We start from the raw sequence: 22,724 nt of genomic DNA, 5'->3' as shown, positions 1-22,724 counted from the left end.
TCAGCGGGTGGGTGGGGCGATCGCGAAGACGGCTCCGGTGCCGGCCCCCGCGTAGACCATCCGGTCGATCACCGTGAATTCCGCGCGGTCCTGAAAACCCCCACCACCGATGGGTGCATTGAGGTCCCGGCGGGCCGCGCTCTGCCAGAGGACCTTGCCGGTGGCGACTTCCACGCAGGTGATGCGCCCGTTGTCCGCGAGGCTGTACAGGCGGCCGTCGGCGACGACGGGCAGGGAAGGCGAGTCGCTCCCCGTCTCCGCGGTCCACGTCTGGCGTGCGGTCGACATGTCGTAGGAGGCCAGCTTGCCGTCCGCCCGGCTGAGATAGAGCGTGTTGCCCTGTACGAAGGCATTGGCCGACGGAGTGTCCTGGAGGGGAACGCGCGAGATCCGTCCGTCCGCGACGGTGACCCGGACGAGGGTCTGCCCCACACGGTTCCGGCCTTGTGCGTCCATCACATTGACGAGGAACGAGAGGGAGTTCCGATCGGCCGCGAGGGTTTCCGTGAAGCCCTCGAGCGTGGTGACCACCCTCGCGGTGGCCAAGGTGACGGGATCGAGGGCTGCGATGGAAGTGGTGAACACCTTTCCGTCACTGCTCCGGTCCAGCAGGAGAAGGGTGCCGTCCTCGCCTTCGAAGAGGTACCACTCCATGCCGGTCATGGACCTGGTCGCAACCACCTTCCCGGTCCGCAGGTCCCTGCGCTCGATCCCGCTGCCGTTCATCAGAACCACCGTTGACGCGTGCACATGGACGTAACCAGCACTCGGTGACATAGCCGCAGACCAAAGCTGTTTGCCCGTCTTCGCATCGAGTCCCGTCAGCTTGCTCCGGTCCTTGCCCGAGACCAGAACCGTCTCCTGTGCGAGCTCCACGACGTCGCCACTCCCGTGCCACACGACCTGTCCCGAGGTCTTGTCGATGCGTTCGACAGTGCCGTTCGTGCTACAGAGGAGGATGTCGCCGGCGCCGCTGCACTGGGGGTGCTGGCCGGGCTTTCTGTCCGGGTCGGTGGAGTTTTTCTGCCACAACGCCCATCCTTGCGGCCGTAGGGCCGCCACCGGTTCGACGGCCGGGCCTGCCGGCCGCTGCGATGCGCTGGCCGGGGGCGTCACCTTCGCTCCGCCGCGGTCTCCTCCCGGACCGATGGCCCACACCACCGGCACCGCCGCACCGGCCAGGACCACCCCTGCGGCCAGCAGGGAGGTGCGCCTGCTGGGTCGCCGGGTCCGCCCGTGCACCTCGTCCCGGGGTGCCCCCCTCTTCGGCGGGCCTGGCAGCGGCCCGGCCGTTCCCGCCCCGCTCCCATGGAGCAGGGTGAGCAGCTCCGCCGGAGAAGGGCGTTCGGCCGGGTCCTTGTGCAGGCACTGCCCGACCACGGCGCGTAGGGGTGACGGCATTCCATCGATGTCCGGTTCGTCCTGGACGATCTTCATGGCGACCGCTATGGGAGGGGTACCGGTGCCGCCGTCGAATGGTCCCCGGCCCGTCGCGGCGTAGGCGAGGACGCCGCCCAGCGCGAACACATCGGCTGCCGTGCCCACCTGGTGGGGCGTGCTCAGCTGTTCGGGCGCCATGAAGGAGATGGTGCCGAAGATGCTGCCGGACCGGGTCAGGGGGGTGGCGTTCAGTACGCGGGCGACTCCGAAGTCGATGACCCGGGGGCCGTCGTCCGTCAGCAGGACGTTGCTCGGTTTGAGGTCGCGGTGGACGAGCTCGGCCCGGTGTATGTCGCGCAGGGCCTCGGCCAGGCCCCGCCCCAGTTGCCAGATGGCCTCCTCGCCCAGGGGGCCTTCCTTGCCGACCTGTTCCGAGAGTGTCGGAGCATCGAAGTACTGCGTGGCCATCCACGGAGGATCGGCCTCGGCGTCGGCGCCCACCACGGGGGCCGTGAACGCCCCGCTCACCCGCCTCGCCGCCTGGATCTCATGACGGAACCGGGCGCGGTAGTCACCGTCGTATGCGAATTCCTGGCGGATCACCTTCAGGGCGACGTGTCGGCCCGACGGTGATAACGCCAGGTAGACGACACCCATGCCGCCGGCGCCGATGCGACGTTCCACACGGTATTCCCCCACTGCTGAAGGCGTGTTCTCGACTTGCCAGCCCAAGACTCCCCCTAGGACGGCCCCGCGATGCCGTGAGCCGCCTATTGTCCATCTGCCAACGATGAGGACGGTCCGCCCCGACTCCCCAGCGGAAGATGCGGATGCCAGCTCATTCTGCATGTCGTCCGGGGTGTTGCCGCCGGCAGAGGCGCCCCGGGCCGGCCGTTTTCCGCAGGGACGGGTCAGACCGTGAGCATGGAGGGTATCCAGTGGGCGGCGCAGGACCGTAGCTGGGGGTCGGTCAGGCAGTCGCCGCCGCGCGTGCCGGTGTGCCTCCACGTCGGCGTACTTGTCCACGGGGCGGTACCAGAACAGGCAGTCCTGCTGGTCCCGCAGGAACCGGACCAGGAAGGCCCGCGCTTCGACCGGACGGGGCAGCGGTTCGGAGGTGTCGGTGCCAGTGCCGGTGCAGCAGGAGGTGGTGCGGGCTGCCGTGGAAGGCGCTCAAGTCCGCCGGGCAGGCTCAGGCTGAGTGCGGCGAGTGCCTCCGCCGCTGCTCGGAGGGACGCGGTCCGTTCGGGCAGCGCTCGCCCTGCCCCCACCTCCGGGGAGGCCGCCGCGGCAGTCGAAGGCGCCGGTGTACCGGGAAGGGTCGGGCGGGGCAGGCTGCCGTCGTCGGACATCTCGAACCGCCCTGCTGGTGACTGTGCGTGAGTCATTCCAGCATCGCACCAGCACTGATAGTGGGCCGTACGGGGCCGACGGGGCGTCGGCTAGTCCGACGAGCGGGTCCAGCCGGTCGGTTCGAGGCGGGTGGCGTCGGTGGGGCGGTCTTCGGAGAAGAGGAGGGCCCGGGGTTCGGAGACGCGGATGACGTCCACGTAGACGCCGCGGCCCACGTAGCGGCCGGTCGCCGTGTGGCGGAAGCGGAGCCTGACCTGGCGGCCCGCCCAGGTGGGGAGGGGGGCCTCCAGGCGGTGCCAGACCCGGCCCGACCAGCCGCCCGCCGAGCCCTCGGGCCACTGCTCCGGGGCGCCGCCCGTGGTGCGGACCGTCGAGAACGGGACGGGCCGCCAGGTGGTGCCGTCCGCCGAGGCCTCCAGGTGGAAGGCCCCGGCCCCGGGGACGGTGTCCCACCAGACCGCGCAGCGCAGCCGGGCCTCGGCGGTGGCCGGGGTCAGCGGGGGGAGGGTGAGGGTGCCCGAGCCGCCGGTCTCCATGCCGGAGAACCACGCCGGGCCGCCGTGCCTCGTGCGGACCGGGACGGCCCGGGCGAAGCGGTTGCCGGTGGCCACGCGGGGCGCGCTGCCGGCCCGCCAGGTGCGGACGGGGTGCACGGAGTTGCCGAGGAGGATCAGGAAGGAGTCGGTGGAGGGGTCGAGGACCAGGGAGGTGCCGGTGAAGCCGGTGTGGCCGGCCGAGTGGGGGGTGGCCATGGCGCCCATGTACCAGTGCTGGTAGAGCTCGAAGCCGAGGCCGTGGTCGTCGCCGGGGAAGGCGGTGTTGAAGTCGGTGAAGAGGAGTTCGACGGAGGCGGGGCGCAGGATGCGGCGGCCGGCGTAGGCCCCGCCGTCGAGGAGGGCGCGGGAGAGGACGGCGAGGTCCCAGGCGGTGCCGAAGACCCCGGCGTGGCCCGCGACCCCGCCGAGGGCGTACGCGTTCTCGTCGTGTACCTCGCCCCAGACGAGGCCCCGGTCCAGGCCCGACCACGGCGGACGCTGCACCTCGGTGGCGGCGATGGCGCGGCGCCAGGCGCGCGGGGGGTTGTAGCGAGTGCGGTGCATCCCGAGCGGAGCGGTGATCTCGTCGTGGATCAGGGTGTCCAAAGTGCGGCCGGTGATCCGTTCCAGGAGCAGCTGGAGGGTGATGAGGTTGAGGTCCGAGTAGCGGTACACCGTCCCGGGGGTGTCCTGGGGGCGCACCGACCACAGCAGCCTCAACTGCCCCTCGCGGGTGGACTCCTGGTAGAAGGGCGCCCAGGAGCGGAGCCCGGAGGTGTGCGTCAGCAGCTGCCGGACGGTGACGGCCTCCTTGCCGCCGCCGGTGAACTCCGGCAGATACCGGTCCACGGTGGCCTCCAGCTCCAGCCGGCCCCGCTCCATCTGCTGCACGGCGACGATGGAGGTGAACAGCTTGCTGAGGGAGGCCAGGTCGAAGACGGTGTCCTCGGCCATGGCGATCCGCTCGGCGGCCGGGAACTCCCGGGGCCGGTCGGTGCGGCCGTCGTAGTCCGCGTACCGGACGGCGTCCCCCATGGCCCGGTGGAGCGCGACCGTGCGGCCGCGGCCCGCGAGGACCACCGCGCCGGCGTAGTAGGGGTGTTCGGGGGAGGGCCCGAGGAAGCGGCGGGCCTCGTCGGCCACCCCCTCCAGGTGCCGCTCCAGCAGTCCGGCCTGCCGCGCGGACCCGTACCGCAGCCGCAGCCCCTGGAGCGCCCGCCGCTCGGCCGCCCCGGCGGACCCGCCCGGCAGCGCGGCGTGCAACACGAACACCCCGCCGAGCGCGAGCAACCGCGCCCCAAGCCGCCGCCGACTCAGCGCGGGACCGGGCCGGTTTCCTTCCCCGTGGCCCTTCCCGCACCTGATCCCGCCCCCTGTGCCGACGCCGACCCGCCCCTCGGCCCCGTCCCCGGTCTCGGCCCCGGTCCCGGTCCTGGCCCCGGCCCGGGCATCGGCGTCGGTCCGGCCCGTGCCTCCGGCCACAACCCCGGCCCTGGCCCCGGCCACAACCCCGGCCGTGGCCTTGGCGCCTGTCCAGGCTCGGGCCTCGTTGCCGGCCCCGGCCCCGGTCCTGGCCCCGGCCCCGGCCCCGGTCCTGGCCCCGGCTTCTGCCGCGCCTGGGGCTTCCGCCACGGTTCGGGCTTTGCTTCGAGTTGTGGCTCCGGCCCCGGGCCCCGCCAAGCCCCCGGCCTCGGCCCCGGGCCCCGCCAAGCCCCCGGCCCCTGCCCTGGGCCCCGCCAAGCCCCCGGCCCCTGCCCCGGGTCCCGCCGAGGCGCCGGACCCGGCTCTCGGTGCTGCCGGGATTCGCGCTTCGGCGCGGGTTCCGGGCTCGGGCTTGTGCCGGGGCTCGGGTTCGGGCGTGGTCCCGGTCCGGGTTTCGGTCCGGGTGGTCGTGTCGTCGGGTGACGGTTCGTTCGCCTTTGCGTCCGCCCCCGTGGGTGCCGCCATGATCGGCCCTCCTGTCCGCTCCGAACTGCCCGCCGTGCGCCGTTCGTCCACGGCTCCGGTTCGCCGTTCGCCGTTCGCCGTTCGCCGCTCGGCGGTCATCGGCCGGGCCGCCCGGCGGGGCGGTCTCGGGGTCCGTTGCCGGCCGGGCGGTCGTGAGCCCGTCCGCCGAAGCGACGCCGCAGGCGTTCCGCACGCTACTGGGTATCTGCCCCTCCGCCGGGCACCCTCCGCACGGGGCGGCCCGGAAGAATCTGACACCGCATCAGAAAATCTCTTCCCTCGGCCGCCCCGCTGCGGCATCCTCACGCGCATGGAGACGGAGCTCAGCAAGAAACTGGGAGTCGAGCACGCCATCTTCGGCTTCACGCCCTTCCCGGCGGTAGCCGCTGCCATCACCCGCGCAGGCGGGTTCGGCGTCCTCGGTGCGGTCCGCTACACCGCACCCGACGACCTCAAGCGCGACCTCGACTGGATGCAGGCGCACACCGACGGCAAGCCCTACGGCCTCGACGTCGTCATGCCCGCCAAGAAGGCCGTCGACGGCATCAGCGAAGCCGACATCGAGGCGATGATCCCGGCCGCACACCGCGCCTTCGTCCGCGACACGCTCGCCAAGCACCAGGTGCCCGAGCTCGCCGAGGGAGAGGCCTCCGGCTGGCGGATCACCGGCTGGATGGAGCAGGTCGCCCGCAACCAGCTCGACGTCGCCTTCGACTACCCCATCAAACTCCTGGCGAACGCCCTCGGTTCCCCGCCCGCCGACGTCATCGCGCGCGCCCACGACCACGGGGTCCTCGTCGCCGCCCTCGCCGGCAGCGCCAAGCACGCCCGCCGCCACGCCGAGGCCGGCATCGACATCGTCGTCGCCCAGGGCTACGAGGCCGGCGGCCACACCGGGGACATCGCCACCATGGTCCTGGTCCCCGAGGTCGCCGAGGCGGTCGCCCCGCTCCCGGTCCTCGCCGCCGGCGGCATCGGCAGCGGCGAGCAGATCGCCGCCGGGCTCGCCCTCGGCGCCCAGGGCGTCTGGCTGGGCTCGCTCTGGCTGACCACCACCGAGGCCGAACTCCACTCCCGCGCCCTCACCGACAAGCTCCTCGCCGCCGGTTCCGGCGACACCGTCCGCTCCCGCGCCCTCACCGGCAAGCCCGCCCGCCAGCTGCGCACCGAGTGGACCGACGCCTGGGACGACCCGGCCGGGCCCGGCGCCCTGCCCATGCCGCTCCAGGGCCTGCTGGTCGCGGAGGCCGTCTCCCGGATCCAGAAGTACGAGGTCGGCCCGCTGCTCGGCACCCCCGTCGGCCAGATCGTCGGCCGGATGAACACCGAACGCAGCGTCCAGGCCGTCTTCGACGAGCTCACCGGCGGCTTCGAGCGCGCCATCGACCGCATCGACCGCATCGCCGGCCGGACCCGAGAGGTGTGAAACCGCATGAGTGACCAGCCGCAGCCCCAGCCCCCCAACGGCTTCTGGGCGCAGGCCGCCGCATCCCCCGGGCGCACCGTCCTCGTCACCCCCGAAGGCGAGGAGTGGTCCGCCGGACGGCTGCACGCCGACGTCAACCGCCTCGTCCACGGCCTGCGCGCCGCCGGGATGGAGGAGGGCGACGCCTTCGCCGTCGTCCTGCCCAACGGCGTCGAGTTCTTCACCGCCTACCTGGCCGCCTCCCAGGCCGGCTTCTACCTCGTCCCGGTCAACCACCACCTCGTCGGCCCCGAGATCGCCTGGATCGTCGCCGACTCCGGCGCCAAGGTGCTCATCGCCCACGAGCGCTTCGCCGAGGCCGCCACAGCCGCCGCCGACGAGGCGGGACTGCCCGGGGAGCACCGCTACGCCGTGGGAGCCGTGCCGGGCTTCCGCCCGTACGCCGCGCTCCTCGACGGGCGGAGCGCCGAGCCCCCGGCCGGGCGCACCCTCGGCTGGGTCATGAACTACACCTCCGGCACCACCGGGCGCCCGCGCGGCATCCGCCGCCCCCTGCCCGGCAAGCTCCCGGAGGAGACCTACCTCGGCGGGTTCCTCGGCATCTTCGGGATCCGCCCCTTCGACGGCAACGTCCACCTGGTCTGCTCGCCGCTCTACCACACGGCCGTGCTCCAGTTCGCGGGCGCGTCCCTGCACATCGGCCACCCGCTGGTGCTGATGGACAAGTGGGGCCCCGAGGAGATGCTGCGGCTGATCGACCGGCACGCCTGCACACACACCCACATGGTGCCCACCCAGTTCCACCGCCTCCTCGCCCTGCCGCAGCGGACGAAGGACGCCTACGACGTCTCCTCCATGCGGCACGCCATCCACGGCGCCGCCCCCTGCCCCGACCACGTCAAACGGGCGATGATCGACTGGTGGGGCCGGTGCGTGGAGGAGTACTACGCGGCCAGCGAGGGCGGCGGGGCCTTCGCCACCGCCGAGGACTGGCTGAAGAAGCCGGGAACCGTCGGCAAGGCCTGGCCGATCAGCGAGCTCGCCATCTACGACGACGAGGGCAACCGGCTGCCGGCCGGCGAACTCGGCACCGTCTACCTGAAGATGAACACCGGCGGCTTCAGCTACCACAAGGACGAGGGCAAGACGAAGAAGAACCGCATCGGCGACTTCTTCACCGTCGGCGACCTCGGCCTGCTCGACGAGGAGGGCTACCTCTTCCTCCGCGACCGCAAGATCGACATGATCATCTCGGGCGGGGTGAACATCTACCCGGCCGAGATCGAGTCCGCCCTCCTCACCCATCCGGCGGTCGCGGACGCCGCGGCCTTCGGCATCCCGCACGACGGCTGGGGCGAGGAGGTCAAGGCCGTCGTCGAACCCGCCGAGGGCTTCGAGGCGGGGGAGGCGCTCGCCGCCGAGATCCTGCACCACTGCGAGGGGCGGCTGGCCGGCTACAAGCGCCCGAAGTCGGTCGACTTCATCGAGACGATGCCCCGCGATCCCAACGGCAAGCTCTACAAGCGCCGCCTGCGCGACCCCTACTGGGAGGGCCGCGCACGCGCGCTGTGACGCGAGGGGCGCGTCACAGCGCGCGTCACATGCCGTGTGACCGTGTGACACACCGCGTCACATGCCGACGGTCCCGTCGATCCGCTCCCGCAGCAGATCGGCGTGGCCGTTGTGGCGCGCGTACTCCTCGATCATGTGGATCAGCACCCACCGCAGCGAGACCTTGCCCCGCCAGGGGGACTCACCCTCGACGTCCAGACCGGGTGCCCCGGCGGCGAACCGCTCCGCGAACCCCACCTCCTCGCGCCAGGCCGCCCAGGCCTCCTCCGCCGCCTCGGGACCGGACACCGCGCCCTCGAAGTCCCCGTCCGGATCGGCGGCCGAGGAGAAGCGCGGCTCCACGTCCTGCCCGTCCAGCACCACCCGGAACCACTGCCGCTCCATATCGGCCAGATGGCGGACCAGGCCCAGCAGCGAGAGCGTCGACGGTTCCACCGACCGCCGGGACAACTCCTCGTCCAGTCCGGCGCACTTGAGTTCCAGCGTCGTGCGCTGGGCCGCCAGCATCGACAGCAGCATCGGCCTCTCGTCGCCCGTCGCCGGGCCCTCGAACCGGGTCCCGCTCCGCGCGGCCTCGATCAGTTCCGCTCGTCTCGTACGGTCGTCGCTCGTCATGTACGGATCATGAGCCATCCGGGGAGCCGCCCGGAAGCCCCGGTCCCCGCCCGGCCGGCGCCGGAGCGGACCGCCTGACGGAGCAGGTCCGAAATTTCGTGAGAAGTGCCACTCGGGGGCCCCGGACGCGCGCCTTGCGCCGCACCCGGGCGGCCGGTCTGGCAACTTGGCAGACATGAGTACGGCTACGCGCAGATCCCCCCTGACCGACTGGACCCTCCTGGTCCCCGTGGCGGCGCTCGTCGCGCTCGTCCTCAGCTGGGGGCGCGACCTGCCCGGAGCCCTGGTGGGGGTGGTCGCGCTGTGCCTGGCGGGCGCGGTCCTCGCCGCCGTCCACCACGCCGAGGTCGTGGCCCACCGCGTCGGCGAGCCCTTCGGCTCCCTCGTCCTCGCCGTCGCGGTCACGGTCATCGAAGTGGCCCTCATCGTCACCCTGATGGCCGACGGCGGCGACAAGACCGCCTCCCTCGCCCGCGACACCGTCTTCGCCGCCGTGATGATCACCTGCAACGGCATCGTCGGCCTGTCCCTGCTCGTCGGCGCCCTGCGCAACCGGGTCGCCGTCTTCAACGCCGAGGGCTCCGGTGCGGCCCTGGCCACCGTCGCGACCCTCGCCACGCTCAGCCTGGTCCTGCCGACCTTCACCACCAGCAAGCCCGGCCCCGAGTTCTCCAGCGCCCAGCTGACCTTCGCCGCCGTCGCCTCCCTCGCCCTCTACGGGCTGTTCATCGCCGTCCAGACCGTCCGCCACCGGGACTACTTCCTGCCCGTGGCCACCCCCAACGCCCCCGACGGCGACGACGAGCACGCCGAACCGCCCACCGCCCGCGCCGCCCTGACCAGCCTCGGCCTGCTGCTCGTGGCCCTCGTCGCGGTCGTCGGCAACGCCAAGGCCGTCTCCCCGACCATCGAGAAGGGCGTCGCGGACGCCGGCCTGCCGCACGCCGTCGTCGGTGTGATCATCGCCCTGCTCGTCCTGGCCCCGGAGACCCTCGCCGCCGTCCGGGCCGCCCGTCGCGACCGCGTCCAGACCAGCCTCAACCTGGGCTACGGCTCCGCCATCGCCAGCATCGGCCTGACCATCCCGGCCATCGCCCTGGCCTCCATCTGGCTGAAGGGCCCGCTGCTGCTCGGCCTCGGCCCCACCCACATGGTGCTGCTCACGCTGACCGTGGTGGTCGGCGCCCTCACCCTCGTGCCCGGCCGCGCCACCCTCCTCCAGGGCGGGGTCCACCTCGTCCTGCTCGCCGCCTACCTCTTCCTCGCCGTCAGTCCGTGACCGGTGGGAGCCCGCCGCACCGATCTTGACCCGGCGGCGCGGCGGGGCGAGGATCGCGCCATGACGCCAGTACGGCACCACACGGTCGACGGACTCCTGCGGGCCGCCGCGCGGCGGCACCCCGACCGGACGGCCCTGCGCTACCGGCAGCGGACCTGGACGTACGCGGAACTCGACGCGGCGGTCTCCACCGGCGCCGCCGTGCTGCGCGAGCGGTACGGACTGGCCCCCGGGGACCGCGTCGCGGCCTTCGCCCACAACTCCGACGCCTACCTGATCGCCTTCCTCGCCTGCGCCCGGGCCGGCCTCACGCACGTCCCGGTCAACCAGAACCTCACCGGCGAGGACCTCGCGCACATCCTCGGCGACTGCGCGAGCGCCCTGGTCCTCGCCGACCCCGGCCTCGCCGACCGGGTCCCCGAGGGGCACGCCGTACGGGCGCTGCGCGACGCCCCCGGCGCCTTCCTCGCGGAGCTGGCCGATCCCCGGCCCCACGAGGCCTCCTCGGACCCCTCGGCCGTGGTGCAGCTGCTGTACACCTCGGGGACCACGGCCCTGCCCAAGGGCGCCGTGATGACGCACCGGGCCCTGGCGCACGAGTACGAGAGCGCGATCGCCGCCCTGGACCTGGCCGAGGGGGACCGCCCCCTGCACTCCCTGCCGCTCTACCACTCGGCGCAGATGCACGTGTTCCTGCTGCCCTACCTGGCGGTGGGCGCGGACAACACCGTCCTGGACGGGCCGGTCGCCGAGGAGGTCTTCGACCTGGTCGAGGCGGGCCGGGCGGACAGCCTGTTCGCGCCGCCGACCGTGTGGATCGCCCTCGCCGACCACCCGCAGTTCGGGCGGCGGGAGCTCGGCGCACTCCGCAAGGCGTACTACGGGGCCTCGGTGATGCCCGTCCCGGTCCTGGAGCGGCTGCGGGAACGGCTGCCGGGGCTGGGCTTCTACAACTGCTTCGGGCAGAGCGAGATCGGCCCGCTGGCCACCGTGCTGGGACCGGACGAGCACGAGGGCCGGATGGAGTCCTGCGGGCGGCCGGTGCTGCACGTGCAGGCGAAGGTGGTCGACGAGGACGGCGCCGAGGTCCCCGACGGCACGGCGGGGGAGGTGGTGTACCGCTCGCCGCAGCTGTGCCTGGGCTACTGGAACGACGCCGAAGCCACCCGCAAGGCCTTCCGGGACGGCTGGTTCCGCTCCGGCGACCTCGCCGTCCGGGACGCGGAGGGCTACTTCACCGTCGTCGACCGGGTCAAGGACGTCATCAACTCGGGCGGGGTGCTCGTCGCCTCCCGCCAGGTGGAGGACGTGCTCTACGCCCATCCGGGCGTGGCCGAGGCGGCCGTCGTCGGCCTCCCCGACGAGCGGTGGATCGAGGCGGTGACGGCCGTCGTCGTCCCGCGCGGGGAGGTCACGGAGACCGAGCTGATGGCCTACGCCCGTGAACGGCTCGCCCACTTCAAGGCCCCCAAGCGGGTCCTGTTCGTGGAAGCCCTGCCGCGCAACGCCAGCGGCAAGATCCTCAAGCGGGAGCTCCGGGACCGCCTCGGCGCCGCCTGACGCCCCGCCGGAGGCCGGGCCCGCGCGGTGCGGGGCCCGGCCCGGCGCGTGCGGTCAGGCGTCGAAGTCGGTGCCCCGGCTGACGGACTCCCAGGTGCGGGCCTCCTCGCGGGTGGCGTCGGCGTGCGCGAGGATCGCGTCGAGGGCGTCGTTGCCCAGGGGCAGCCGCAGCGGAGTCTCCGGCGCGTCCAGGGCGGCCAGGATCGCGGCGGCGGCCTTGACCGGGTCCCCGGGCTGCTTGCCGTCGCTGTCGGGCAGGCCGGTGCGCACCGCGCCCACGGTGTCCGCGTAGGCGGGCAGGGCGCCGGCCGACAGCTGGAGGGCGGCGCCGCCCGCGAAGCCCGTACGGAAGGAGCCGGGCTCCACGATCAGCGTCTTGATCCCGAACGGCGCGACCTCGCCGCGCAGGGCCTCGGTGAGGCCCTCCAGGGCGAACTTCGTCGCCGAGTAGGCGCCGGCGCCCGGGAAGGACAGCCGGCCGCCCATGCTGCTCATCTGTACGATCGCCCCGGACTTGCGCGCGCGCATGTGCGGCAGCACGGCGCGGATCAGCGCGGCCGGGCCGAAGAAGTGCAGGTCCATCAGATCGCGCAGCTCGGCCTCGGAGGTCTCCTCGACCGCTCCGATCAGGCCCCGGCCGGCGTTGTTGACGAGGACGTCGATCCGGCCGAACCGGTCCACGGCCTCGGCGACGACCTGTTCGGCCCGCCCCGTGTCGGTCGCGTCCGCCGCGACCGGGACGAGCCGCTCCGGGTGGGCGGCGGCCAGGTCGGCCAGGGCGGCGGGCCGGCGGGCCGTCGCGACGACCGTGTCCCCGGCCGCGAGCGCGGCTTCCGCGAGGGTCCGTCCGAAGCCCGAGGACGCTCCGGTGATCAGCCATACCCGCCCGACGGCGAGATCCTGCGCAGACATCAATCCCCCTGATATCAAACGGTGTTGTGGGTGGTACGGCGTGATCCTGCCATGCGCGCGCCCGCCTTGCTCACTCCTGTCCCGGATCATGAGAAGGGTCCTCGCCGGAGCTGAGGATTCCGCCGGACCGAAGTCGCCGCAGGGTGAGGTGCTCGTGCGCCAGACGGCCGACCAGGGCCCCTCCGTAGACCACGAATCCGACACCGACCAGCCAGGACTGGACGACCAGCAGCGTGCCGAACGGGCCGTACGTGACCGCGTTGGAGGCGATCAGGGGGGAGAACACCAACTGGGAGAAGACCCGCAGGCCCAGCAGTCCGACACTGGTCGCCACCGCGCCGGGGAACAGGGCGGCCCAGCGCACCCGCCCGCCCAGCAGCAGCCGTCCGGAGCTCCAGAAGAACAGGCAGGTGCCGACCAGGTCGCTGATGGTGCCCACGACCGCCCCCGCCGTGTCGGCGGAGGGCGCCGGGATCCCGACGAGCAGGGCCAGGTAGCAGACCAGCAGGGCCAGCCACACCACATGCCGCCACATGGTGTGCCAGCGGGCGGTCGGCAGGTCCCACACCTTCTCGTAGCCGGTCTGCACGGCGGAGCCGAAGGTCAGCCCGAACACCGCCAGGGCCGCCAGTCCGAAGGCCGTCGTCCGCTCCAGGGCCAGGTCGGCCGCCCCGAACAGCAGCTCGACCTTGGCCCGGGAGGCGGCCGTGACCCCGAGGGCCTGGCCCAGCCAGCGGCCGAAGCCCGAGCCGCTGCCCGGCGCGGCCGCCGCCACGACCACCAGCAGGGGCACGAGGGTGAGGAACCCGAGGGCGGCGAAGCCCATCGCCCGGTGCATCAGTTCGATCTCGCGGCCCCGGCTCCAGGCCAGCCCGGCGGGGGAGGCCAGGAGCCGGTCGTGCAGCTGCCGGAAGATCGAGGTCACACCCCATCCCCTACCCGGACCTGCCCGGCGGGTCCCGGAAGCCGCGCCGAAGTGGGGCCGAAGGGGTGGCCCCGCCGACCGCGCCTCCCGCGGCTCACTGCTCCCCGGGCGCCTCCCCGGTCTCGCGCAGGTCCTTGATCCGCTTGATCTTGCCGACCGAGCGCTCCAGGCTCTCCGGCTCCACCACCTCCACGCCGACGGACACCCCGACCCCCTCCTTGACGGCCCGCCCCAGCTCCGCGGCCGCGGCCCTGCGCTGACCGGCGTCGGCCTCCCGGCGCGCCTCCACCCGTACCGTGAGGGCGTCCAGCCGCCCCTCGCGGGTCAGCCGCAGCTGGAAGTGCGGGGCCAGGGCGGGGATGCGCAGGAGTATCTCCTCGATCTGGGTCGGGTAGAGGTTCACCCCGCGCAGGATGATCATGTCGTCGCTGCGGCCCGTGACCTTCTCCATCCGGCGGAACGCGGGCCGGGCCGTCCCCGGCAGCAGCCGCGTCAGGTCCCGGGTGCGGTAGCGGATCAGGGGCATGGCCTCCTTGGTGAGGGAGGTGAAGACGAGCTCGCCGAGCTCGCCGTCGGGCAACACGGCACCGGTCAGCGGGTCGATCACCTCCGGGTAGAAGTGGTCCTCCCAGATGTGCAGCCCGTCCTTGTGCGAGGCGAACTCCTGCGCCACGCCCGGTCCCATCACCTCCGACAGGCCGTAGATGTCGACGGCGTCGATGCCCAGCCGGTCCTCGATCTCCCGGCGCATCTCCTCGGTCCAGGGCTCCGCGCCGAAGACCCCCGTGCGCAGGGAGGTCGAGCGCGGGTCGATGCCCTGGCGCTCCATCTCGTCGAGCAGGGTGAGCATGTAGGAAGGGGTCACCATGATGACCTCCGGGCGGAGGTCCTGGATCAGTCTGACCTGGCGGTCCGTCATGCCACCGGAGGCGGGGACGACCGTACAGCCCAGCCGCTCGGCCCCGTAGTGGGCGCCGAGGCCGCCGGTGAACAGGCCGTATCCGTAGGCGATGTGCACGATCTGGCCGGGCCGGGCACCCGCGGCGCGCAGCGACCGCGCGACGACGTCGGCCCAGGCGGCGAGGTCCCCGTCGGTGTAGCCCACCACCGTGGGCCGGCCGGTGGTGCCGCTGGAGGCGTGCAGCCGGCGGACGTCGGTGCGGGGGACGGCGAACATCCCGAAGGGGTACTGCCCGCGCAGGTCGGCCTTGGTGGTCGGCGGGAAGAGGGCCAGGTCGGCCAGGGAGCGGCAGTCGTCGGGATGCACCCCCGCCTTGTCGAAGGCCTCGCGGTAGAAGGGCACGCGGTCGTAGACCCGGTGCAGGGTCGCCCGCAGCCGCTTGAGCTGGAGCGCGGCCAGTTCGTCGGGGCCGAGCAGCTCCGCCTCGTCGCGCGGCGCGCCGAAGTCCTGCCACCCCTCGTGCCCTCCCTGCCCTCCCTGATCTCCGCCGTTGCCGATTGCCGTGTGCGCCGCCATTGCCGTCACCTCACCGAGGACCAACCACCCCAACCGAACGTTCATTCGGTAGATTGCCCGAGCCCGACCCGCAAATCAATGACTCGAACGAGTGATCGTCTGCTGGGATGGGTCCATGCATGTATTCACCACGTACGATGGGACCGAACTCGCCTACCACGTCCAGGGTGACGGCGAGCCGCTGATCTGCCTGCCGGGAGGGGCCATGCGGGCCTCCCGCTACCTCGGCGACCTCGGCGGACTGACCGCCGGGCGCCGGCTCGTCCGGCTCGACCTGCGCGGCACGGGCGACTCCGCGACACCGGCGGACGAGGCCACGTACCGAGTCGACCACCAGGTGGCGGACGTCGAGGCGCTCCGCGTCCACCTGGGGCTGGAACGCCTGGACCTCCTCGGCCACTCGGCGGCCGGCAACCTCGCCATGCTGTACGCGGCCGCGCACCCCGAACGGGTGGGACGCCTCGTCCTGGTCACCCCCACCCCGTGGGCCGTCGGCCTCCACATCACCGCCGAACACCACCTGGCCGCGGCCCGCATGCGCCCCGCCGGCGAGCCGTACGACTCGGCGTCCGAGGCCCTCCGGCGGCTGCTGGCGGGCGAGGGCGCCGAGGGGGACCGGGACCTCGCCGCCCCGCTCTTCCACGGGCGCTGGGACGCCGCCGCCCGGGCCCACCACGCGGCCGGGGCGGCGGAGCGCAACGACAAGGCCTCGTTGGCCTTCGCCGCCGACGGGGCCTTCGACCCGCCCGCCACCCGCGCCGCCCTGGGGCGGTTCCCGCGGGAGGTGCTGGTCCTCGCGGGCGAACTGGACGGCAGCCCGCCGCCGGCGCTCGCGGCGCGACTGGCGGAGGTCTTCCCCGCCGGCGTCCTCGACATCCAGTCCGGCGCCGCGCACTTCCCCTGGCTGGACGACGCCCCCCGCTTCGCGACCCGGGTCGAACACTTCCTGACGACGGGCACCTGACCGGGGCGCCCGGCGCCGAGCCGAGTGGGCGGCTGCCCGAAGCCGGGGCAGGGGAGCCGGCCCTCTGGCCGATGCCCCGGCGACCGTGCGCGCCGCCCGTCAGGCGCCCGTGTCCGCCGCCGTGGCCACCGTCTTCGCCCAGCGGTAGTCCGCCTTGCCGCTCGGTGAGCGCTGGATCGCCGGGGTGATCACCAGCTGGCGCGGGATCTTGTACCCCGCCAGCCGGGTCCGGCAGTGCCGCTGGATCTCCTCCAGCGTGGGCCGCGGCGCCCCCGCGCGTACCTGCACCACCGCGGCCACGTGGTTGCCCCAGGTCGGGTCCGGGACGCCCGCCACCAGGGCGTCGTAGACGTCCGGATGGGACTTCAGGGCCTGCTCGACCTCCTCCGGGTACACCTTCTCGCCCCCGGTGTTGATGCACTGCGAGCCCCGCCCGAGGACGGTGACGATGCCCTCCTCGTCGACCGTCGCCATGTCGCCCAGCAGCACCCAGCGTTCGGCGCCCTTCCGGAAGAAGGTCTCCGCCGTCTTCGCCGGGTCGTTGTAGTAGCCCAGCGGAACGTGCCCGCGCTGCGCGAGCCGTCCCGGCACGCCCACCGCCACCGGCTCGTGCGTCACCGGGTCCACCACCTGCGTACGGTCGTTGACCTGGAGCCGGAAGCCCTTCTCCGGGCCGGAGTCGTCGGTGGCCCGCCCGTTCGAACCCGACTCCGACGAGCCGAAGTTGTTCAGCAGCACCACGTTCGGCACGAGCCGCTGGAACTCGGCGCGCACCGATTCCGACATGATCGCCCCCGAGGAGGAGACGCTGAACAGGGAGGACAGGTCCGTCCCGCGCAGCGGCCCGTTCAGGGCGTCGATCAGCGGCCGGAGCATCGCGTCGCCCACCAGCGACACGCTCGACACCTTCTCCTTCTCGATGGTGCGCAGCACCTCCTCCGGCGCGTACTTGCGGTGGATCACCACCCGCTGGCCGTAGTTGAAGGCGATGAACGAGGTGAGGGTGGAGGTGCCGTGCATCAGCGGCGGGGCCGGGAAGAAGGTCAGGCCCGCGCCGCGCGCCGCGACCCGCTCCGCCAGCTCCTCGGGCCGCTTGACGGGCTCTCCCGAGGGTTCCCCGCCGAACAGCCCCGCGAAGAACAGGTCCTCGGCCCGCCACATCACGCCCTTGGGCATGCCGGTCGTGCCGCCGGTGTAGATGATGAACAGGTCGTCCGGGCTGCGCGGCGGGAACCCGCGCTCCGGGGAGCCGGCCGCCTCGGCGTCCCCGTACGCCACCGGCGCGATCGCCGGCTCCGGCGCGCCGGGGGGCGTCGCGCCCACCCGGACCAGGTGGCGCAGCCGCGGGGTCTGGGGGAGCGCGGCCGCGACCCGTTCGGTGAACTCGCCCTCGAAGACGAGCGCGGCGAGGTCGGCGTCGTTGTAGAGGTAGACCAGTTCCTCCTCCACGTACCGGTAGTTGACGTTCACCGGGACCAGGCGGGCCTTGAGGCAGGCCAGGACGGTCTGGAGGTACTCGACGCCGTTGTAGAGGTGCAGCCCCACGTGCTCGCCGGGGGTCAGGCCGCTGTCCGTGAGGTGGTGCGCGACGCGGTTCGCGGCCGCGTCCAGCTCCGCGTACGTCAGGCGGCGCTCGGCGCCGGTCCCGGGGTGGTCCACGTACACCAGCGCCTCGCGGTCGGGCACCACGTCCACGACCGACTCGAACAGGTCGGCAAGGTTGTACTCCACCGTTCCTCCTCCTGACCCGGACCGGGCGGCCGGTCTGCTCGGCGGTCATTAGAGCGGCGCCCGGCGCAACTGGGAAGGGCGCGCGCCAAAAAACTGACTGGGCGTCAGAAAACCCTTGTACTGCACCGGGCCCTCCTGCAACCTGTTCTAGGTCTCGAGACGGGAGGACGGCAATGGGTGGGACGGAACACCTCACCGTGGACCGGCAGGGCGCCACGCTGGTGCTCACGATGAACAGGCCGGAGGCGAAGAACGCGCTCTCGCTTCCGCTGCTCGTGGGGCTGTACGACGGCTGGCTGGAGGCGGACGCGGACGACGGGATCCGCTCGGTGGTCCTCACCGGCGCGGGCGGGGACTTCTGCGCCGGCATGGACCTCAAGGCGCTGGCCGGGAAGGGCATGGCGGGCGACCACTACCGCGACCGCCTCAAGGCCGACCCCGACCTCCACTGGAAGGCGATGCTCCGTCACCACCGGCCGCGCAAACCGGTGATCGCGGCGGTGGAGGGCTACTGCGTGGCGGGCGGCACCGAGATCCTCCAGGGGACCGACATCCGGGTCGCCGGCGCCGGGGCGACCTTCGGGCTGTTCGAGGTCAGGCGGGGGCTGTTCCCGATCGGCGGCTCCACGGTACGGCTGCCCCGGCAGATCCCGCGCACGCACGCCCTGGAGATGCTGCTCACCGGCCGGCCGTACTCGGCGGAGGAGGCGGAGCGGATCGGGCTCGTGGGGCGGGTGGTCCCGGCGGGGACGGCCCTGGAGGCGGCGCTGGAGACCGCCGAACGGATCAACGCGTGCGGGCCGCTGGCCGTCGAGGCGGTGAAGGCCTCGGTCTACGAGACGGCCGGTATGACGGAGACGGAGGGGCTGGCGGCCGAACTGGCCCGGGGCTGGCCGGTCTTCGACACCGCCGACGCGAAGGAGGGGGCGCGGGCCTTCGCGGAGCGGCGTCCGCCGGTCTTCCGGCGGGCCTGACGGGCCCTCGCGGGGGCGCCGCGTCCCTGCGGGGCCGTTCCCCTACCCGCCCTTCCCCCGTTCCCCGGGGCTACGCCCCGGACCCCGACGGGGCTGCGCCCCGGACCCCCTCGGGGCTACGCCCCGGACCCCCTCGGGGCTACGCCCCGGACCCCGACGGGGCTCGCCCCTGGAACCCCTTGGACCGCGGCCGGCCCCGACGGGGCTGTGCCCCGGACCCCCTCGGGGGCTGCGCCCTGGACCCCGACGGGGCTCGCCCCCAGCCGCCCTTGGGCCGCGCCCCGGCCCCGGTTCGGGGCTGCGCCCTCGAACCGTCCCTTCCGAGCATCGGAGACCACCCATGACAGCAGCCGCCGCGTCCCCGCCCGAGGTGCTGCGTGCGCCCCTCGTCGTCGAGTTCCCGTTCACCCGCTCCCTCGGGCCCGTCCAGAGCGCCTTCCTCACCGGGCTCCGCGAAGGCGTCGTCCTCGGGGTGCGGACGTCCGGCGGGAAGGTGATGGTGCCGCCCGTCGAGTACGACCCCGTCACCGCCGACGAACTCCGCGAACTCGTCGAGGTCGCACCCACCGGGACCGTCACCACCTGGGCCTGGAACGGCGAGCCGCGCCCCCAGCAACCCCTCGCCACCCCCTTCGCCTGGGTGCTGGTCCGGCTCGACGGCGCCGACACCGCCCTGCTGCACGCCCTCGACGCCCCCGGCCCCAACGCCGTGCGCACCGGCATGCGGGTCCGCGTGCGCTGGGCGGCCGAACGCACCGGGGCCATCACCGACATCGCCTGCTTCGAGCCGTACGAGGGCGACGCCGACGGGCACACCGCCGTCCCGCACGACGGGGCGTTCGGCGAACCCGTCACCGGGATCGTCGCCGAGGCCCGCCTGGACTACACCTACAGCCCCGGCCGCGCCCAGACCGCCTACATCAACGCCCTCTCCGAGCGCCGCACCGTCGGCGAGCGCTGCCCCTCCTGCCACAAGGTGTACGTCCCCCCGCGCGGCGCCTGCCCCACCTGCGGGGTCGCCACCACCGACCGCGTCGAGGTCGGCCCGGCGGGCACCGTCACCACCTTCTGCATCGTCAACATCAAGGCCAAGAACCTCGACATCGAGGTGCCGTACGTGTACGCCCACATCGCCCTCGACGGCGCCGGCCTCGCCCTCCACGGCCGGATCGGCGGCATCCCCTACGACCAGGTCCGCATGGGCCTGCGCGTCGAACCGGTGTGGAGCGAGGGCGGCCGCTACCCCGACCACTACCGCCCGACCGGCGAACCGGACGCCGACTACGACGCGTACAAGGAGCTCATCTGATGCCCAGGACGAGCAGGCACGCACGCGACGTGGCCGTCGTCGCCTTCGCCCAGAGCGACCACCTGCGCCGCACCGACGAACTCAGCGAAGTCGAGATGGTCATGCCGGTCCTGCACCGGGTACTGGCCGCCACCGGCCTGAAGACCGGCGAGATCGGCTTCACCTGCTCCGGCTCCAGCGACTACCTGGCCGGCCGGGCCTTCTCCTTCACCATGACCCTCGACGGCGTCGGCGCCTGGCCCCCCATCTCCGAGTCCCACGTGGAGATGGACGGCGCCTGGGCCCTCTACGAGGCCTGGGCCAAGATCCAGACCGGCGAGGCCGACACCGCGCTCGTCTACGCGTACGGGAAGTCCTCCCCGGGCTCCGTCCGCGACGTCCTCACCCGCCAGCTCGACCCCTACTACCTGGCCCCCCTCTGGCCCGACTCCGTCGCCCTGGCCGCCCTCCAGGCGCAGGCGCTCATCGACGCGGGGGAGACCGACGAGCCCGCCCTCGCCGCCATCGGAGCCCGCAGCCGGGCCGCCGCGGCCGGCAACCCGCACGCCCAGCTCCGCGGGACCGTCCCGCAGGGCGGCTACCAGGTGGCGCCCCTGCGCACCGGGGACTGCCCGCCCATCGGCGACGGCGCGGCCGCCGTCATCCTGGCCGCCGGGGACACCGCCCGCGGGCTGTGCGAGCGGCCCGCCTGGATCACCGGCATCGACCACCGCATCGAGGCCCACGGCCTGGGCCTGCGCGACCTCACCGACTCCCCGTCCACCCGGACCGCCGCCGAGCGCGCCGGCCTCTTCGACGCCCCCGTCGACACGGCCGAACTGCACGCGCCGTTCTCCTCCCAGGAGGTCGTCCTGCGCAAGGCGCTCGGCCTCGGCGAGGACGTGACCGTCAACCCCTCCGGCGGCGCACTCGCCGCGAACCCCGTCATGGCCGCCGGCCTGATCCGCATCGGCGAGGCCGCCGCCCGGATCCACCGCGGGGAGTCCGACCGGGCCGTCGCCCACGCCACCTCCGGCCCCTGCCTCCAGCAGAACCTGGTCGCCGTCCTGGAAGGGGAACCCGCATGACGCGTACCGGGAAGGAGCCCGTCGCCGTCGTCGGCGTCGGACAGACCAAGCACGTCGCCGCCCGCCACGACGTCTCCCTCGCCGGCCTGGTCCGCGAGGCGGCGGTCCGCGCCCTCGCCGACGCGGAACTGACCTGGGCGGACATCGACGCCGTCGTCATCGGCAAGGCCCCCGACTTCTTCGAGGGCGTGATGATGCCGGAGCTCTACCTCGCCGACGCCCTCGGCGCCGTCGGCAAGCCGATGCTGCGCGTGCACACGGCCGGCTCGGTCGGGGGGTCCACCGCGCTCGTCGCCGCCAACCTCGTCGCCGCCCGCGTCCACCGCACCGTGCTGACCCTGGCCTTCGAGAAGCAGTCGGAGTCGAACGCCATGTGGGGGCTCTCCCTCCCCGTCCCCTTCCAGCAGCCCCTGCTGGCCGGGGCCGGCGGCTTCTTCGCCCCGCACGTGCGCGCGTACATGCGGCGCACCGGCGCGCCCGACACGGTGGGCTCGCTCGTCGCCTACAAGGACCGGCGCAACGCCCTGAAGAACCCGTACGCGCACCTGCACGAGCACGACATCACCCTGGAGAAGGTCCAGGCCTCGCCCATGCTCTGGGACCCGATCCGCTACTCCGAGACCTGCCCGTCCTCGGACGGGGCCTGTGCGATGGTCCTCACCGACCGGGCGGGCGCGGCCCGTTCGCCCCGGCCCCCCGCATGGGTGCACGGCGGGGCGATGCGCAGCGAGCCGACGCTCTTCGCGGGCAAGGACTTCGTCTCCCCGCAGGCCGGGAAGGACTGCGCGGCCGACGTCTACCGGCAGGCCGGGATCACCGACCCGCGCCGTGAGATCGACGCGGTGGAGATGTACGTCCCCTTCTCCTGGTACGAGCCGATGTGGCTGGAGAACCTGGGCTTCGCACAGGAGGGCGAGGGCTGGAAGCTCACCGAGGCCGGGGTCACCGAACTCGACGGCGACCTCCCGGTCAACCCCTCCGGGGGCGTGCTGTCCACCAACCCGATCGGGGCCTCCGGCATGATCCGCTTCGCGGAGGCGGCCCTCCAGGTCCGGGGGCTGGCCGGCGAACACCAGGTGCCGGACGCCCGCCGGGCGATGGGCCACGCGTACGGCGGCGGTGCGCAGTTCTTCGCCATGTGGCTGGTCGGGGCCGAGCGGCCGGGCGGCTGAGCGGGACGGAGGGGCCGCGTGGTCTGTGCGGTACCCGCCGCGGTGGCTACTGTGGGCCCCCGGACGACGACGTACCGGGAGGAGCAGGCAGATGGCCGAGAGCACGACCACGCGGACCCTCGCTGACCGGGGCAGGCCCGAGCTCGACCTCAGCGGGGCCGACTGGCAGCCGAGCAGCCGGGGCGCGGGCGACCTCCAGGTCGCCTTCGTGGAGGGCTTCATCGCGATGCGCGACAGCGACCGCCCCGGCGACCCGTCGCTGGTCTTCGCCCCGAACGGATGGCGCAAGTTCGTCCTCGGAGCCAGGGCGGGCCGCTTCGACCTGACCTAGGCCGTCTCTCTCCGGATCCGGTCCGGGCCGTGTCGCCCGGTGCCGTGGCCGGGGGAACGACGCGGGCCTGGGGGGCGGCCCGGCCCGGATCCGCCTCTCAGGCGGGCCCGGGCGCGCCGCCGCGGGCGGTCAGCCGCAGGGCGACCTGGAGCTCGTGCTCCCCGGAGACGGTGCCCAGGTGTTCACCGGTGAAG

The 22,724-nt window shown here is 73.4% G+C and carries 17 protein-coding genes; 10 read left to right on the top strand and 7 right to left on the bottom strand.

Translation table 11 applies throughout. The features are described 5' to 3' along the window. Together ACFVXK_RS18230 and ACFVXK_RS18225 are read right to left on the bottom strand one after the other, a co-directional pair. Positions 1 to 2,064 (bottom strand): protein kinase, encoded by a 2,064-nt coding sequence (locus ACFVXK_RS18230; RefSeq protein ID WP_389612836.1) that lies wholly within the window; start codon positions 2,062 to 2,064, stop codon positions 1 to 3. A gap of 758 nt (positions 2,065 to 2,822) precedes the next feature. Next, a complete protein-coding gene (locus tag ACFVXK_RS18225; RefSeq protein ID WP_389612867.1) occupies positions 2,823 to 4,634 on the bottom strand; it encodes a serine hydrolase in 1,812 nt (603 codons plus the stop codon). Between the two features lie 892 nt (positions 4,635 to 5,526). Between ACFVXK_RS18225 and ACFVXK_RS18220 the strand changes: the two genes are divergently transcribed. Further along, positions 5,527 to 6,642, top strand: coding sequence for an NAD(P)H-dependent flavin oxidoreductase (locus ACFVXK_RS18220; RefSeq protein WP_389612834.1), 1,116 nt, complete (start codon positions 5,527 to 5,529; stop codon positions 6,640 to 6,642). Between the two features lie 6 nt (positions 6,643 to 6,648). After that, the gene (locus tag ACFVXK_RS18215) at positions 6,649 to 8,214 is read left to right on the top strand and encodes an acyl-CoA synthetase (RefSeq protein ID WP_389612832.1); all 1,566 of its coding nucleotides are present in this window, start codon (positions 6,649 to 6,651) and stop codon (positions 8,212 to 8,214) included. A gap of 57 nt (positions 8,215 to 8,271) precedes the next feature. Here the strand turns inward: ACFVXK_RS18215 and ACFVXK_RS18210 are convergent, their stop codons facing one another. Beyond that, complete coding sequence (locus ACFVXK_RS18210) at positions 8,272 to 8,829, bottom strand: DinB family protein (protein ID WP_389612830.1); 558 nt, start codon at positions 8,827 to 8,829, stop codon at positions 8,272 to 8,274. Positions 8,830 to 9,004: 175 nt separating this feature from the next. Here ACFVXK_RS18210 and ACFVXK_RS18205 point away from each other — a divergent pair, with 175 nt between their 5' ends. Further along, on the top strand, positions 9,005 to 10,108 hold the full coding sequence (locus ACFVXK_RS18205) for a calcium:proton antiporter (protein WP_389612829.1): 1,104 nt from the start codon (positions 9,005 to 9,007) through the stop codon (positions 10,106 to 10,108). Between the two features lie 60 nt (positions 10,109 to 10,168). Beyond that, the gene (locus ACFVXK_RS18200) at positions 10,169 to 11,668 is read left to right on the top strand and encodes a fatty acyl-CoA synthetase (RefSeq protein WP_389612827.1); all 1,500 of its coding nucleotides are present in this window, start codon (positions 10,169 to 10,171) and stop codon (positions 11,666 to 11,668) included. A 54-nt stretch (positions 11,669 to 11,722) separates the two neighbouring features. On the opposite strand, the gene ACFVXK_RS18195 is transcribed toward ACFVXK_RS18200, so the two are convergent. The 3 genes from ACFVXK_RS18195 to paaK all read right to left on the bottom strand — a co-directional run bounded on the left by ACFVXK_RS18195 (position 11,723) and on the right by paaK (position 14,982). After that, on the bottom strand, positions 11,723 to 12,580 hold the full coding sequence (locus ACFVXK_RS18195) for an oxidoreductase (protein ID WP_389612824.1): 858 nt from the start codon (positions 12,578 to 12,580) through the stop codon (positions 11,723 to 11,725). Positions 12,581 to 12,650: 70 nt separating this feature from the next. Next, complete coding sequence (locus ACFVXK_RS18190) at positions 12,651 to 13,505, bottom strand: YhjD/YihY/BrkB family envelope integrity protein (protein ID WP_389612823.1); 855 nt, start codon at positions 13,503 to 13,505, stop codon at positions 12,651 to 12,653. 94 nt (positions 13,506 to 13,599) lie between these two features. After that, positions 13,600 to 14,982, bottom strand: a complete 1,383-nt coding sequence (paaK, locus tag ACFVXK_RS18185; protein ID WP_389612821.1) for a phenylacetate--CoA ligase PaaK — start codon at positions 14,980 to 14,982, stop codon at positions 13,600 to 13,602. A 115-nt stretch (positions 14,983 to 15,097) separates the two neighbouring features. On the opposite strand from paaK, the gene ACFVXK_RS18180 reads away from it, so the two are divergent. Next, positions 15,098 to 15,946, top strand: coding sequence for an alpha/beta fold hydrolase (locus tag ACFVXK_RS18180; RefSeq protein ID WP_389612819.1), 849 nt, complete (start codon positions 15,098 to 15,100; stop codon positions 15,944 to 15,946). A gap of 99 nt (positions 15,947 to 16,045) precedes the next feature. Here the strand turns inward: ACFVXK_RS18180 and ACFVXK_RS18175 are convergent, their stop codons facing one another. Next, positions 16,046 to 17,677, bottom strand: a complete 1,632-nt coding sequence (locus ACFVXK_RS18175; protein WP_389612817.1) for an acyl-CoA synthetase — start codon at positions 17,675 to 17,677, stop codon at positions 16,046 to 16,048. Between the two features lie 173 nt (positions 17,678 to 17,850). Between ACFVXK_RS18175 and ACFVXK_RS18170 the strand changes: the two genes are divergently transcribed. The 5 genes from ACFVXK_RS18170 to ACFVXK_RS18150 all read left to right on the top strand — a co-directional run bounded on the left by ACFVXK_RS18170 (position 17,851) and on the right by ACFVXK_RS18150 (position 22,530). Continuing rightward, a complete protein-coding gene (locus ACFVXK_RS18170) occupies positions 17,851 to 18,651 on the top strand; it encodes a crotonase/enoyl-CoA hydratase family protein (RefSeq protein WP_389612815.1) in 801 nt (266 codons plus the stop codon). 340 nt (positions 18,652 to 18,991) lie between these two features. Then, positions 18,992 to 19,960, top strand: a complete 969-nt coding sequence (locus ACFVXK_RS18165; protein WP_389612813.1) for a Zn-ribbon domain-containing OB-fold protein — start codon at positions 18,992 to 18,994, stop codon at positions 19,958 to 19,960. After that, positions 19,960 to 21,027, top strand: coding sequence for a thiolase domain-containing protein (locus ACFVXK_RS18160; RefSeq protein ID WP_389612811.1), 1,068 nt, complete (start codon positions 19,960 to 19,962; stop codon positions 21,025 to 21,027). Before ACFVXK_RS18165 ends, ACFVXK_RS18160 begins: the two co-directional genes overlap by 1 nt. Further along, the gene (locus tag ACFVXK_RS18155; protein ID WP_389612809.1) at positions 21,024 to 22,199 is read left to right on the top strand and encodes a thiolase domain-containing protein; all 1,176 of its coding nucleotides are present in this window, start codon (positions 21,024 to 21,026) and stop codon (positions 22,197 to 22,199) included. The genes ACFVXK_RS18160 and ACFVXK_RS18155 overlap by 4 nt, the downstream gene beginning before the upstream one ends. A 91-nt stretch (positions 22,200 to 22,290) precedes the next feature. After that, positions 22,291 to 22,530, top strand: a complete 240-nt coding sequence (locus tag ACFVXK_RS18150) for a DUF397 domain-containing protein (RefSeq protein WP_079424222.1) — start codon at positions 22,291 to 22,293, stop codon at positions 22,528 to 22,530. The last annotated feature ends 194 nt before the right edge of the window (positions 22,531 to 22,724 follow it).

The sequence above is a fragment of the Streptomyces sp. NPDC058157 genome (assembly GCF_042884105.1).
Lineage (GTDB): Bacteria > Actinomycetota > Actinomycetes > Streptomycetales > Streptomycetaceae > Streptomyces.
The sequence above is the reverse complement of the archived record's forward strand: the minus strand, read 5'-3'. Positions and strand labels throughout refer to the sequence as shown.